The 13776-nt window shown below is 67.0% G+C and carries 11 protein-coding genes; 7 read left to right on the forward strand and 4 right to left on the reverse strand.

Translation table 11 applies throughout. The features are described 5' to 3' along the window. The first annotated feature begins 27 nt into the window (after positions 1-27). Complete coding sequence (gene ppc / locus CNE_RS13990) at positions 28-3066, forward strand: phosphoenolpyruvate carboxylase (RefSeq protein ID WP_013957758.1); 3039 nt, start codon at positions 28-30, stop codon at positions 3064-3066. A 102-nt stretch (positions 3067-3168) separates the two neighbouring features. Here ppc and CNE_RS13995 read toward each other — a convergent pair whose 3' ends face one another. Next, positions 3169-3795 carry a ferritin-like domain-containing protein gene (locus tag CNE_RS13995; protein ID WP_013957759.1) on the reverse strand — a complete coding sequence of 209 codons (627 nt, stop codon included), beginning with the start codon at positions 3793-3795 and terminating at the stop codon, positions 3169-3171. A 160-nt stretch (positions 3796-3955) separates the two neighbouring features. On the opposite strand from CNE_RS13995, the gene CNE_RS14000 reads away from it, so the two are divergent. From CNE_RS14000 to CNE_RS14025, 6 genes are all read left to right on the forward strand, one after another. Then, entirely contained in the window at positions 3956-4552 is a 597-nt protein-coding gene (locus CNE_RS14000) for a sigma-70 family RNA polymerase sigma factor (protein ID WP_013957760.1), read from the forward strand. Next, on the forward strand, positions 4549-5301 hold the full coding sequence (locus CNE_RS14005; RefSeq protein ID WP_013957761.1) for an anti-sigma factor: 753 nt from the start codon (positions 4549-4551) through the stop codon (positions 5299-5301). Before CNE_RS14000 ends, CNE_RS14005 begins: the two co-directional genes overlap by 4 nt. A 133-nt stretch (positions 5302-5434) precedes the next feature. Then, on the forward strand, positions 5435-6847 hold the full coding sequence (argH, locus tag CNE_RS14010; protein ID WP_013957762.1) for an argininosuccinate lyase: 1413 nt from the start codon (positions 5435-5437) through the stop codon (positions 6845-6847). A gap of 191 nt (positions 6848-7038) precedes the next feature. After that, entirely contained in the window at positions 7039-7581 is a 543-nt protein-coding gene (locus tag CNE_RS14015) for a TRAP transporter small permease subunit (protein ID WP_013957763.1), read from the forward strand. Further along, the gene (locus CNE_RS14020; protein ID WP_013957764.1) at positions 7578-9311 is read left to right on the forward strand and encodes a TRAP transporter large permease; all 1734 of its coding nucleotides are present in this window, start codon (positions 7578-7580) and stop codon (positions 9309-9311) included. The genes CNE_RS14015 and CNE_RS14020 overlap by 4 nt, the downstream gene beginning before the upstream one ends. 45 nt (positions 9312-9356) lie before the next feature. Then, positions 9357-9737 carry a type II toxin-antitoxin system VapC family toxin gene (locus CNE_RS14025; RefSeq protein ID WP_013957765.1) on the forward strand — a complete coding sequence of 127 codons (381 nt, stop codon included), beginning with the start codon at positions 9357-9359 and terminating at the stop codon, positions 9735-9737. A gap of 64 nt (positions 9738-9801) precedes the next feature. Here CNE_RS14025 and CNE_RS14030 read toward each other — a convergent pair whose 3' ends face one another. The 3 genes from CNE_RS14030 to CNE_RS14040 form a co-directional block, all read right to left on the reverse strand. Continuing rightward, positions 9802-12075, reverse strand: coding sequence for an arginine/lysine/ornithine decarboxylase (locus tag CNE_RS14030; RefSeq protein WP_013957766.1), 2274 nt, complete (start codon positions 12073-12075; stop codon positions 9802-9804). Between the two features lie 149 nt (positions 12076-12224). Then, positions 12225-12791 (reverse strand): dCTP deaminase, encoded by a 567-nt coding sequence (dcd, locus tag CNE_RS14035; RefSeq protein WP_010813843.1) that lies wholly within the window; start codon positions 12789-12791, stop codon positions 12225-12227. A 95-nt stretch (positions 12792-12886) separates the two neighbouring features. After that, complete coding sequence (locus tag CNE_RS14040; RefSeq protein ID WP_013957767.1) at positions 12887-13717, reverse strand: formate dehydrogenase accessory sulfurtransferase FdhD; 831 nt, start codon at positions 13715-13717, stop codon at positions 12887-12889. Between the last annotated feature and the right edge of the window lie 59 nt (positions 13718-13776).

Below are 13776 nucleotides of genomic sequence, written 5' to 3' on the forward strand. Positions count from 1 at the left end.
CTTAGAGAAGCAGAACGAGGAGATTGCATGACGCAGCATGCTGCGCGCCCCCACGGCCGGCGGACCGCCCCGGCTGCGAAAGACCAAAGCCCTGCCCTCGGCGCCGGCCAAGGTGACGCAAACGGCGCATCCACCACCGAATCGAAACGCCCCGCCACCCGCAGCGGGACCAAACGTTCCCCCAAGCCCAAGCTTTCCATCGTGTCGAGCAACGGAACCGCCATCGCCCCCACCGCCCGCCGCACCGCCGACAAGGACGTGCCGCTGCGCGAGGACATCCGCTTCCTGGGCCGCCTGCTGGGCGAATGCCTGCGCGAACAGGAAGGCGACGCAGCCTTCGAGGTGGTCGAAACCATCCGCCAGACCGCGGTGCGCTTCCGCCGCGAGAACGACCGCGCCGCCGGCGCGGAGCTGGACCGCCTGCTCAAGCGCCTGTCGCGCGACCAGACCAACCAGGTCGTGCGCGCGTTCAGCTATTTCTCGCACCTGGCCAATATCGCCGAGGACCAGCACCACAACCGCCGCCGCCGCGTGCACGCGCTGGCCGGCTCGCCGCCGCAGGCGGGCAGCCTGGCCCACGCGCTGGAGGCGATCGACGCTGCCGGCGTGACCGGCAAGCAGCTGCGCAAGTTCCTGGACGAGGCCCTGATCGTGCCGGTGCTGACCGCGCACCCGACCGAAGTCCAGCGCAAGAGTATTCTCGACGCCGAGCGCGAGATCGCCCGCCTGCTGGCCGAGCGCGACCTGCCGATGACCGCGCGCGAGCGCGAGCACAACACCGCGCAGCTGCGCGCCAAGGTCACCACGCTGTGGCAGACCCGCATGCTGCGCGATTCGCGCCTGACGGTGGCCGACGAAATCGAAAATGCGCTGTCGTACTACCGCACCTGCTTCCTGCGCGGCATTCCGCAGCTGATGAGCGAACTGGAAGAAGACATCGCCGCGGTGTTCCCGGCCACGCGCAAGCGCAAGGGCACCCCCGGCGCACAGCCGGCGCCGCTGGCGCCGTTCCTGCAGATGGGCTCCTGGATCGGCGGCGACCGCGACGGTAACCCCAACGTCACCGCCGAGACGCTGGAGCACGCCGCCAGCCAGCAGGGGCAGATGATCATCGACTGGTACCTGGACGAAGTCCATGCGCTGGGCGCGGAGCTGTCGATGTCCACGCTGATGGTCGACGCCAGCCCGGAACTGCTGGCGCTGGCCGAGCGCTCGCCCGACCACTCCGAGCATCGCGCCGACGAGCCCTACCGCCGTGCGCTGATCGGCATCTACGCGCGCCTGGCCGCAACCAGCAAGGCGCTGACCGGCCACGCCGTGCCGCGCCGCCCGGTGGCGCCGGCCGAGCCCTATGACAGTGCCGAGGCCTTTGCCGCCGACGTGCAGGTGGTGGTCGACTCGCTGCGCGCCAACCATGGCCAGGCGCTGGCCAATGGCCGCATCGACGCGCTGGCGCGCGCCATCGGCGTGTTCGGCTTCCACCTGGCATCGGTCGACATGCGCCAGGTCTCGGACGTGCACGAGGCGGTCATCGCCGAGCTGTTCGCCGCCGCCGGCATCGCCCCCGACTACGCCGCCCTGCCCGAGGCGCGCAAGCTGGAACTGCTGCTGGCCGAGCTGCGCCAGCCGCGCCTGCTGACGCTGCCGTGGCATGAGTACTCTGAGCAGACCCGCAAGGAACTGGCGATCTTCGCCGCCGCGCGCGAGCTGCGCGCGCGCTATGGCAAGCGCATTGCGCGCAACTACATCATCTCGCACACTGAGACGCTGTCGGACCTGGTCGAAGTGATGCTGCTGCAGAAGGAATCCGGCATGCTGCAGGGCACGCTGGGCAGCAAGACCGACCCGGCGCGCATGGAGCTGATGGTGATCCCGCTGTTCGAGACCATCGAGGACTTGCGCAACGCCGCCGGCATCATGCAGTCGCTGCTGGACCTGCCGGGCTTCGATTCGGTGATCGCGCACCATGGCGTCGAGCAGGAAGTGATGCTCGGCTACTCGGACTCGAACAAGGACGGCGGCTTCCTGACCTCCACCTGGGAGCTGTACAAGGCCGAGCTGGCGCTGGTGCAGCTGTTCGAGCAGCGCCAGGTCAAGCTGCGCCTGTTCCACGGCCGCGGCGGCACCGTCGGCCGCGGCGGCGGCCCGACCTACCAGGCCATCCTGTCGCAGCCGCCGGGCACGGTGAACGGCCAGATCCGGCTGACCGAGCAGGGCGAGATCATCAACAGCAAGTTCGCCAACGCCGAGATCGGCCGGCGCAACCTGGAGACGGTGGTTGCGGCCACGCTTGAAGCCTCGCTGCTGCCGCAGCAGAATGCGCCCAGGGAGCTGGACACCTTCGAGGCCGTCATGCAGCAGCTGTCGGACCGCGCCTTCACCGCCTACCGCGACCTGGTCTACGAGACCCCGGGCTTCAAGGACTACTTCTTCGCCACCACGCCGATCACCGAGATCGCCGACCTGAACCTGGGTTCGCGCCCGGCCTCGCGCAAGCTGATGGACAAGAAGAACCGCCGCATCGAAGACCTGCGCGCAATCCCGTGGGGCTTCTCGTGGGGCCAGTGCCGACTGCTGCTGCCGGGCTGGTACGGCTTCGGCAGCGCGGTCAAGTCGCTGCTGGACACTGCGCCGGACGACAAGGCGCGCAAGCTGGCCGTGACCACGCTGCGCCGCATGGTCAAGACCTGGCCGTTCTTCTCGACGCTGCTGTCCAACATGGACATGGTGCTGGCCAAGACCGACCTGGCCGTGGCCTCGCGCTACGCCCAGCTGTGCGACGACGCGGCCCTGCGCCGCACCGTGTTCAACCGCATCAGCAAGGAATGGCACCTGACCTGCGAGATGCTGACACTGGTCACCGGCCACCAGGAACGGCTGGCGGACAACCCGCTGCTGGCGCGCTCGATCAAGAACCGCTTTGCCTACCTCGACCCGCTGAACCACTTGCAGGTCGAGCTGCTCAAGCGTTTCCGCTCGGGCAAGGATGGCGATGACATCCGGGTGCGGCGCGGCATCCACCTGACCATCAACGGGGTCGCGGCGGGCCTGCGCAATACGGGCTGATTGGCGTCAGAGTGCTGCCGGTTTGCGCCCCTCTCCCGCGTGCGGCAGAGGGGCGCGTCCACATCGGGCGACAGCTTTTTCAAATGGCGCCAGTCTGACCCCTCACCCCACAAACGCCCCCGGCACCGGATCTTCACCCAGCGCGTGCAGCAGCACCGCCCAGTGCATCGCCTCGTCCCCGAGGATGCTGCCGGCGGCGCGGGTCAGTTCACGGTTGTGGAAGTTCGGCAGCACGCCCAGGTAGGCGGCGGTGGCGCCCTTCTCCAGTCCCGCGGCAAAACGCAGCACATCGGCCTGGGTCTTCAGCTTTTCAGTCGGGAAGGTGTATTCCGACGCCTTCTTCGCCACCACCGGCGTGCCGCCCAGCTTCGACACTGTCCCGGCCAGCACCTGCGCGTGCGCCTTGTGGTGGTCCTGGAACTTGACCGCGGTGGCAAGCACCGGCTTTTGCAGCAGGCCGCTTTCCGCGCCGACCTGGTAGGCGGCGATCGCCTGGTATTCCAGCCCCAGCGCGGTGTTCAGGATATTGATGTCGTCCCTGGTGCTGCCCGATTGGGTCTGCGCCCAGGCCGGCATGGACTCGCCAAGGCTGATGACGGCCAGCGAGCCCAGCGCGAACAGCCCCGGCGCCTTGAGCAGCCCGCGGCGGCGCGCATCGGGCGCGGTCACAATGCGGTCACGGGAATCGGTCGGATCTGCCGTGGCGGCAGTCGTGCGCATGCGTTCCATGGTGTTCTCCTGTGTGGGATCAACGGCGCCGCGGCCCGCAGCCCGGGGCCGCCATCGTGCGCCTGCCACCTGATACGCACGCCGGGGCCAATCGGATGCAAGGTCGTGCCTATAATCCGGCAACACCCTTTCGCGAGACGCCCCGGTGCCCCCTTCTCCGGTGTCCCCTTCCACCGAAACCTACGCCGCGCCGCCCGGCGCCGAGCGCCTTGCGGCCCTGCTCCAGGCCGTGGCCATCGGCGAGCGGCAGGCGCTGCGCGGCCTCTATGACCTCACCGCGACGAAACTGTTTGGCCTTGCGCTGCGTATCACTGGCAGGCGCGATTGGGCGGAGGATGTCGTGCAGGAAAGCTTTGTCAGCATCTGGCACCACGCCGGCGACTACCGGCCGCACCTGGCCGCGCCGATGACCTGGATGACCGCGATCGTGCGCAACCGCGCGCTGGACTGCCTGCGCCGGGCAACCGCGGCACGCGTCGGGCAGACGGTCGAGCTTGACGAAGACCTGGGCGAATGGCTGGCCGACGACGCGGCCGGCCCCGCGGAACTGGCCGATGCCAGCCAGCAGGCACGCGCGCTCAACCGCTGCCTACAGCGCCTCGAGCAGCCGCAGCGCCAGGCCATCATGCTGGCCTACCTGCAGGACCTGAGCCACGCCGAGCTGGCTGCCCGGCTGCGCGCGCCGCTGGGGACGGTCAAGTCCTGGATCCGGCGCGGCCTGGAACGGCTGCGCAGCTGCATGGAGGGCGCGGCATGAAGCTGGCCAGCCATCCCGACCTGCTCGACCGCATCGCCGCGCAGTACGCGCTGGGGGTGCTGCGCGGCGGCGCACGGCGCCGCCTGGAACAACTCGCGCGCGAAGAGCCCGCGGTGCGCGCCGCGATCCACCGCTGGCAGGCGCGGCTGGCGGGCGTGGCTGAGTTGCAGGCGGCCGCCGAGCCGGTCGACAAGGTGTGGTGTGGGATCGAGGATCGCCTCGGCTGGAAGGTGGCTGATCCGGCCAGTCGGCCGACGCACTCGGCCCGTGACACCCGTCCCGCGGACGGCTGGTGGCAGCGCCTGTGGTCGGCCCCGGTCTTCTGGCGTGGCGCCGCGGCGGCAATGGCCATGGTGGCGGTGCTGGCCGTCGGCATCGGCATCCAGCTGGCCCGGCAGGATCAGACGGCGCCGGCCGAGGTCGTCGCCGTGCTGAACGACGACCGTGCCCAGCCTGCGATGCTGGTGTCGTGGGATGCCGGCGCACGCAGCCTGATCGTGCGCCGCCTGGATCACCTGGCCCTGAGCGACCAGCAGGTACTGCAGCTGTGGGCGCTGCCTGCGGGCAGCAAGCCGCAGTCGCTGGGCGTGATCGGCCGGGCACCCGAAGCCCGGCTGGCGCTGGCGCGGTTGCCCGCGGCGGTGCCCGCGCTGGCGGTCAGCATCGAGCCGCCGGGCGGCTCGCCCAATGCCGATGGGCCAAGCGGCCCGGTGGTGTTCAAGGGGCCGGTGATCCACAGCCGGCTCTGATGATCGGCGCTGCCGTGCCGGCCAGCGCCGCCAGCGGGCCGGCGGGCGATATAATCGCCGTTTCCCAATTTCTCGCGCCCGCCGCCGTCCACACGCCGGCGCCTGCCCGCGCGAGCCACTGCAGCCGACGTCCATGTCCACCTCCCAACTTGCCAAGAAAGGCGAAGCCTGGTCCGCCCGCTTCTCCGAACCGATGTCCGACCTGGTGAAGCGCTACACCGCCTCGGTGTTCTTCGACAAGCGCCTGGCCCTGTTCGACATCCAGGGCTCGCTGGCCCACGCGGCCATGCTGGCAAAGCAGGGCATCATCGCCGAGGCCGACCGCGCCGAGATCGAGCGCGGCATGGCGCAGATCAAGGCCGAAATCGAGGCCGGCGGCTTCGAGTGGAAGCTGGACCTGGAAGACGTCCACCTGAACATCGAGGCGCGCCTGACCGCGCTGGTGGGCGATGCCGGCAAGCGCCTGCACACCGGCCGCTCGCGCAATGACCAGGTCGCCACCGACATCCGCCTGTGGCTGCGCAGCGAGATCGACAACATCATCGTGCTGCTGGGCGCGCTGCGCGCCGCGCTGCTGGACCTGGCCGAACAGAACGCCGACACCATCCTGCCCGGCTTCACCCACCTGCAGGTGGCGCAGCCGGTGACCTTCGGTCACCACCTGCTGGCCTACAACGAGATGTTCACGCGCGACGCCGAGCGCATGGCCGACTGCCGCAAGCGCGTCAACCGCCTGCCGCTGGGCGCGGCTGCGCTGGCCGGCACCAGCTACCCGATCGACCGTGAGTTCGTGGCGCAGCAGCTGGGCTTCGACGGCGTGTGCCGCAACTCGCTGGACGCCGTGTCGGACCGCGACTTCGCCATTGAATTCTGCGCCGCCGCCGCGCTGGTGATGACGCACGTGTCGCGCTTCTCGGAGGAGCTGGTGTTGTGGATGAGTCCGCGCGTGGGCTTTATCGACATCGCCGACCGCTTCTGCACCGGCAGCTCGATCATGCCGCAGAAGAAGAACCCGGACGTGCCCGAACTGGCGCGTGGCAAGACCGGCCGCGTCAACGGCCACCTGATCGGCCTGCTGACGCTGATGAAGGGCCAGCCGCTGGCGTACAACAAGGACAACCAGGAAGACAAGGAGCCGCTGTTCGACACGGTCGATACCGTCGTGGACACGCTGCGCATCTTCGCCGACATGGTGCCGGGCATCACCGTCAAGCCCGAAGCGATGCGCGCCGCCGCGCTGCAGGGCTATGCCACTGCCACCGACCTGGCCGACTACCTGGTCAAGAAGGGCCTGCCCTTCCGCGACGCCCACGAAGCCGTGGCCCACGCGGTGCGCGCCTGCGACAGCCGCCAGTGCGACCTGGCCGACCTGACCGTGGCTGAGCTGCGCGAGGTCTCGGGCCTGGGCGACAAGGCCGCGCTGATCGGCGACGACGTGCACTCGGTGCTGACGCTGGAAGGCTCGGTCGCCGCGCGCGACCATATCGGCGGCACGGCGCCGGCGCAAGTGCGCGCCGCCATCGCGGCCGCACGCGCGGCGCTGTAATACCGGACCGTGCTGTAAGTTTCGCGTAAGTTTTACGCAAGAAGAAGCCACCGCGGCGCGAGCCCGGTGGCTTTTTTTGTTGATGTTCCCCATTCTGGCGCAATCTCGTCGCCCCCGTAGGTAGTAGCCCCTAGCGCCTGTAGATTTTGTTACAGATAAACTAATCGCCGCAAAAACCGGGGAGACAACCCATGTATTACTTGCTTGGTCTGTCACGACAGATCGACAGGTTGAATCAGCACACTGGCAGGCTTGCAAACATCATGATCCTGCTGTCGTGCCTGATCAGCGCAGGCAACGCCCTTCTGCGCTATGGCTTCAACTTGAGCGACAACTGGCCACTCGAACTGCAGTGGTACATGTTTGCCATTGCCGTGATGTTCGGCGCCTCCTACACCTTCCAGCGCAATGAGCACGTGCGCGTAGACCTGATCTACGGCAACGTCTCGGAACGCGCGCAGCACTGGATCGACATCTTCGGCATCGTCGTGTTCCTGCTGCCGTCGTGCCTGCTGTTCACCTGGCTGTCGTGGGACTCGTTGTTCCTGCCCTCGTGGCGCATCCTCGAGCAATCGGGAAATTCCGGCGGCCTGCCGCGTTACCCGATCAAGCTGGTGGTGCCCATCGGCTTTGCCCTGCTGACGCTGCAGGGCGTGTCCGAACTGATCAAGCGCTTCGCCGCCCTCAAGGGCCTGGTGCGCATCGAATCCAAGTACGAGAGGCCGGTTCAATGATTCCGTTGGAATATATGCCGCCGATGATGTTCGGCGGCCTGGTGCTGTTCATGCTGATCGGCTTCCCGGTCGCGTTCTCGCTGTCGGCGGTGGGCCTGGCCTTCGGCTTCCTGGCGATCGAATGGGGTTACTTCCCGATCAGCTTCCTGCAGGCCGTGCCGAGCCGCGTGTTCGGCAGCGTGCTGGCCAACGAGCTGCTGCTGGCGATCCCGTTCTTCACCTTCATGGGCGCCATCCTGGAGAAGTGCGGGCTGGCCGAGGACATGCTGGACTCCATGGGCCAGCTGTTCGGCCCGGTGCGCGGCGGCCTGGGCTATTCGGTGATCATCGTCGGCTTCATCCTGGGCGCGATCACGGGCACGGTGGCCGCACAGGTGATCGCCATGGCGATGATCTCGCTGCCGGTGATGATGCGCTACCGCTACAACATGAAGTACGCCACCGGCGTGCTGGCCGCATCGGGCACCATCACGCAGCTGGTGCCGCCCTCGCTGGTGCTGGTGGTGCTGGCCGACCAGCTCAAGACCCCGCTGGGCAGCGCCGACGTGGGCAGCATGTACCTGGGCGCGTGGGGCCCATCGGTGGTCCAGATCGCGCTGTTTGCACTCTATACCTTCTTCCTGACGCGCTTCAAGCCCGACTGGCTGCCGCCGGTTCCCGCCGAAGCGCGCACGCTGCGCGGCTGGGCGCTGTGGCGCAAATGCCTGCGCGGCATCATCCCCTGCGCGGTGCTGATCTTCCTGGTGCTCGGCACCATCATGCTGGGCATTGCCACGCCGACGGAATCCGGCGCCATGGGCGCGGTCGGCGCGCTGGTGCTGGCCGTGATCCGCGACAAGGCCTTTAGCCGGATCGACCGCCAGGTCTACCGTGTCGGCATCGCCGCCACGCTGGTGGCCGCGGCGGTGGGCTTCTTCGCCTTCGGCTCGCACGTGTTCCGCATCCCGCTGGCGGTGGTGTACCTGGTCATCCTCTGGCTGCTGCTGCGCGCAGGCCAGATGACCGAGCTGCGCCTGCTGATCGTCGATGCCTACCAGTCCACCGCGCGCATCACCGCGATGGTGGTGTTCATCCTGATCGGCTCCACCTGCTTCTCGGTGGTGTTCCAGGGCGTGGACGGCGGCGCCTGGGTGGAGCATCTGTTCACCTCGCTGCCAGGCGGCTGGATCGGCTTCCTGATCGTGGTGAACCTGTTTATCTTCTTCCTGGCCTTCTTCCTGGACTTCTTCGAAATCGCCTTCATCGTGGTGCCGATGCTGGCACCGGTGGCGGTCAAGGTGCTGGCGCCGGTGGTGGCCGACTCCATGGGCGGCAACCCGGAGGCCGCGGCGACGGCGGCGCTGGTGTGGTTCGGCGTGATGCTGTGCGTGAACATGCAGACCTCGTTCATGCACCCGCCGTTCGGCTTCGCGCTGTTCTACCTGCGCGGCATCGCCCCGAAGGAAGTAAAAAGCTCCGACATCTACTGGGGTGCTCTGCCCTGGGTCGGGCTGCAGATGGTGATGGTGCTGCTGGTGATGTTCTGGCCAGGCATGGTGACGGGGCTGCTGGACAAGGGATCGCTCAAGCACAGCAACGCGGCAGAGGTCAGCATCCCGCTTGGCGGAGAGCCGGAGAAACCGGCGTCGGCGCCAGGACCAGCCGCCCCGCCGGGTTCGCTGGAACTGCCAGGCGCGGCACCGGCACCTGAGCCCGCGGCACCACAGTTCGAGTTCGAAAAGAAGAACTGATCAGATAGCCGATCCAAGGCCCCGCAGCAATGCGGGGCCTTTTCATTGGCGCGGGTCCGCGCCGGCGCCGGCGTGCGCGCGTTCTTCCGCCAGGCGGCGCGGGAAGGTGCCGCGCTCTACCTGTCGGCGCTGACTGTGGGCGAGCTCCAGCGCGCCGTTGCGCTGACCCGCCATCGCGGCGATACGGCGCAGGCCGCGGTGCTGGAGCAATGGCTGGCAACCGTGCTGGAGGACTTTGGCCGGCAGGTGTTGCCGGTCGATACCGACGTCGCCCAGGTCTGGGGCCAGCTGCGCGCGCCGCGGCCTGAGCATGCGCTGGACAAGTTCATTGCCGCCACCGCGCTGATCCACGACCTGACCGTTGTCACGCGCAATGAGGAAGACTTCCGCGGCACGGGCGCGATGCTGCTGAATCTGTTCACCTAGCGCGAAAAGGAAAGGGCCCCGCATAGCGGGGCCCTGATCTCATCAGCGGGACGCGGACTGGCGCTCAGCCGTCCTGCTTCACGCAGTCGACAAAGTACGCCTTCTTGCCGTCGATTTCGTCCTCGACCAGGCCGTGGATGTCGGTCTCGAAGCCCGGGAACAGCTTGTTGAACTCGCGCGCGAACTTCAGGTACTGCACGATGGTGCGGTTAAAGCGCTCGCCCGGAATCAGCAGCGGAATGCCCGGCGGGTACGGCGTCAGCAGGATGGCGGTGACGCGGCCTTCGAGGTCGTCGACCGGCACGCGCTCGATCTCGCGGTGCGCCATCATGGCCCAGGCGTCCGACGGCTTCATCGCCGGCTCCATGTCCGACAGGTACATCTCCGTCGTCACACGGGCCACGTCATTGGCCTTGTACACGCTGTGGATCGCATCGCACAGGTCACGCAGGCCCATGCGCTCATATTGCGGATGCTTGGCGACGAATTCCGGCAGCACACGCCACAGCGGCTGGTTCTGGTCGTAGTCGTCCTTGAACTGCTGCAGCTCGGTCACCAGCGAGTTCCAGCGGCCCTTGGTGATGCCGATGGTGAACATGATGAAGAACGAGTACAGCCCGGTCTTCTCGATGATGATGCCGTGCTCGGCCAGGTACTTGGTGACGATGGCCGCCGGGATGCCGCGTTCGCTGAACTCGCCGTCCACGTCCAGGCCCGGGGTGATGATGGTGGCCTTGATCGGGTCGAGCAGGTTGAAGCCATCGGCGAGGTCGCCGAAGCCGTGCCAGCGCTCGTTGGCCTTGAGCATCCACTCCTCGCGGTCGCCGATGCCGTCTTCGATCAGCGCGTCCGGGCCCCACACCTTGAACCACCAGTCGCCGTTCTTGCCGTCGTCATAATCGCCCTCGACCTTGCGCATGGCGCGGCGGAAGTCCATCGCCTCCTGGATGCTCTCTTCCACCAGCGCGGTGCCACCCGGCGCTTCCATCATCGCCGCGGCCACATCGCACGAGGCGATGATCGAGTACTGCGGGCTGGTCGAGGTGTGCATCAGGTACGCCTCGTTGAAGCGGTAGCGGTCCAGCTTGCGCGTCTCGGAATCCTGCACCAGGATCTGCGAGGCCTGCGACAGGCCGGCCAGCAGCTTGTGCGTGGACTGCGTGGCGAACACCAGCGCGTCCTTGCTGCGCGGGCGGTCCTTGCCGATCGCGTGCATGTTGCGATAGAAGTCGTGGAAGGCCGCGTGCGGCAGCCAGGCTTCATCGAAGTGCAGCGTGTCGATCTCGGCGGCCAGCATTTCCTTGATCTGTTCGGCGTTGTACAGCACGCCATCGTACGTACCCTGCGTGATAGTCAGGATGCGCGGCTTCTGGTTCTTGGCCTTGCTCGCGAACGGGTGGTTGGCGATCTTCTTCCTGATCGTTTCCGGGTCGAACTCGCTCTTCGGGATCGGGCCGATGATGCCGTAGTGGTTGCGCGTAGGCATCAGGAAGACCGGGATCGCGCCCGTCATCATGATCGCGTGCAGGATCGACTTGTGGCAGTTGCGGTCCACCACCACGATGTCGCCCGGCGCCACGTTGGCATGCCACACCATCTTGTTCGAGGTGGAGGTGCCGTTGGTGACGAAGTACATGTGGTCGGAGTTGAAGATGCGCGCGGCATTGCGCTCCGACGCGGCCACCGGGCCGGTGTGGTCCAGCAGCTGGCCCAGCTCGTCGACCGCGTTGCAGACGTCGGCGCGCAGCATGTTCTCGCCGAAGAACTGGTGGAACACCTGGCCCACCGGGCTCTTCAGGAACGCCACGCCGCCCGAGTGCCCCGGGCAGTGCCACGAGTACGAGCTGTCCTGCGCGTAGTCGATCAGCGCCTTGAAGAACGGCGGCGCCAGCGTGTCGAGGTAGACCTTGGCTTCGCGGATGATGTGGCGTGCCACGAATTCCGGCGTGTCCTCGAACATGTGGATGAAGCCATGCAGCTCGCGCAGGATATCGTTGGGGATATGGCGCGAAGTGCGGGTCTCGCCGTACAGGAAGATCGGCAGGTCCGAGTTGCGGCGGCGCACTTCGGCGACGAAGGCGCGCAGCTTTTCGATCGCGGCGGCCTCGAGCTGGTCGTCGCCGTCGCGCGTGAACTCGTCGTCGTCGATCGACACGATAAAGCTCGATGCCCGGCTGGACTGCTGGGCAAACGACGTCAGGTCGCCGTAGCTGGTCAGGCCCATGACCTCCATGCCCTCTTTCTCGATCGCCTCGGCCAGCGCGCGGATGCCCGAGCCGGAGATGTTCTCGGAGCGAAAGTCTTCGTCAATGATGATGACGGGGAAACGGAATTTCATCGGGCATCCTTGATGGAAAGCAGGACATAAAGGACTTGAGCCACATGGCCGGCGGGAGGTTCCCCGCGACGGCGACATGTGGCTCTCACGTCAGTTGTGGCGGCCGCTCTGGGCCAGCCGCACCGGCAGACGCCGGCATTGTAATGCGCTCAGGTCTTCGGCAGTGTGACACCGTGCTGACCCTGGTACTTGCCGCCCCGGTCGCGATACGAGGTCTCGCAGACTTCGTCGCTCTCGAAGAACAGCACCTGGGCGCAACCCTCGCCGGCGTAGATCTTGGCGGGCAGCGGCGTGGTGTTGGAGAACTCCAGCGTCACATAGCCTTCCCATTCGGGCTCGAACGGCGTCACATTGACGATGATGCCGCAGCGGGCATAGGTGCTCTTGCCCAGGCAGATGGTCAGCACGCTGCGCGGGATCCGGAAGTACTCCATCGTGCGCGCCAGCGCGAACGAGTTGGGCGGGATGATGCAGACATCGCCCTTGAAATCCACGAACGACTTCTCGTCGAAATTCTTCGGATCGACGATGGTGCTGTTGATATTGGTGAAGATCTTGAATTCGTCGGCGCAGCGGATATCGTAGCCGTAGCTCGAGGTGCCGTACGAGACGATCTTGCGCCCGTCCTGCTCCCGGACCTGGCCTGGCGCGAACGGCTCGATCATGCCGTGCTGCTCCGCCATGCGGCGGATCCACTTGTCGGATTTGATGCTCATAAGGTTGGGAGGGTAAACACACTGGCTCGGAGTGCGCCGCATTGTACAACCAATCGGGGCCCGCCCCTGCAAGCAAACGCAAGCACAAGTGCCGCTTACGCCACCGCGTCTTCCGGCAGGCGGTGGTGGAAGCGCTCGCGCCCGGTGTAGAGCAGGAAGTGCTTGCCGGTGCAGCGCGCAAACAGCGTCAGGTTGACGCGCCGTGCCATCTGGTAGCCCATCTGCGTCACACCCGAGCGCGACAGCAGGAACGGGATGCCCATCTGCGCGCCCTTGATCACCATCTCGGAGGTCAGGCGGCCGGTGGTGTAGAAGATCTTGTCGCTACCCGTCATGCCTTCCAGCCACATGCGTCCGGCGATGGCGTCCACGGCGTTGTGGCGGCCGACGTCCTCGATGAACATCAGCAGCTCGGTGCCCTGGAACAGCGCGCAGCCGTGCACCGAGCCAGCCTGCTTGTAGACCGACTGCTGCAGCCGGATGGTGTCGATGATGCCGTACAGGGTGTCCTGGTCCAGCGTGGCGCCAACCGGCAAGCGGATGTTGTCAACTTCATCGAGCAGCGAGCCGAACACGGTGCCTTGTCCGCAGCCGGTGGTCACCACGCGGCGCGCGGTGCGCTCCTCGATGCGGTCCACGCCGTTGCGCGTGGTCACGGCGGCCGACTCGGTTTCCCAGTCGACCTGCACCGCGGCGATATCTTCGATCGATTCCACCAGCCGCTGGTTGCGCAGGTAGCCCAGCACCAGGTGCTCGGGCGCGCCGCCCAGGGTCATCAGCGTGACCAGCTCGCGCTTGTCGAGGTAGACCGTCAGCGGACGCTCGCCCGGCAGGTAGGCCGCGCGCACGCGGCCCTGCTCGTCGACGACTTCAACCTCTTCGATCAGGGGAACGGCTGCCTGGGTAAGCTCGGGACGCAGGGTCATGACGAGGGGCTCGGGACTGCTGGTGAGGGCCCCGCGCCGCGCGCGGCGTGCGTGGGGCT

It is taken from the genome of Cupriavidus necator N-1 (assembly GCF_000219215.1).
GTDB classification, from domain to species: domain Bacteria; phylum Pseudomonadota; class Gammaproteobacteria; order Burkholderiales; family Burkholderiaceae; genus Cupriavidus; species Cupriavidus necator.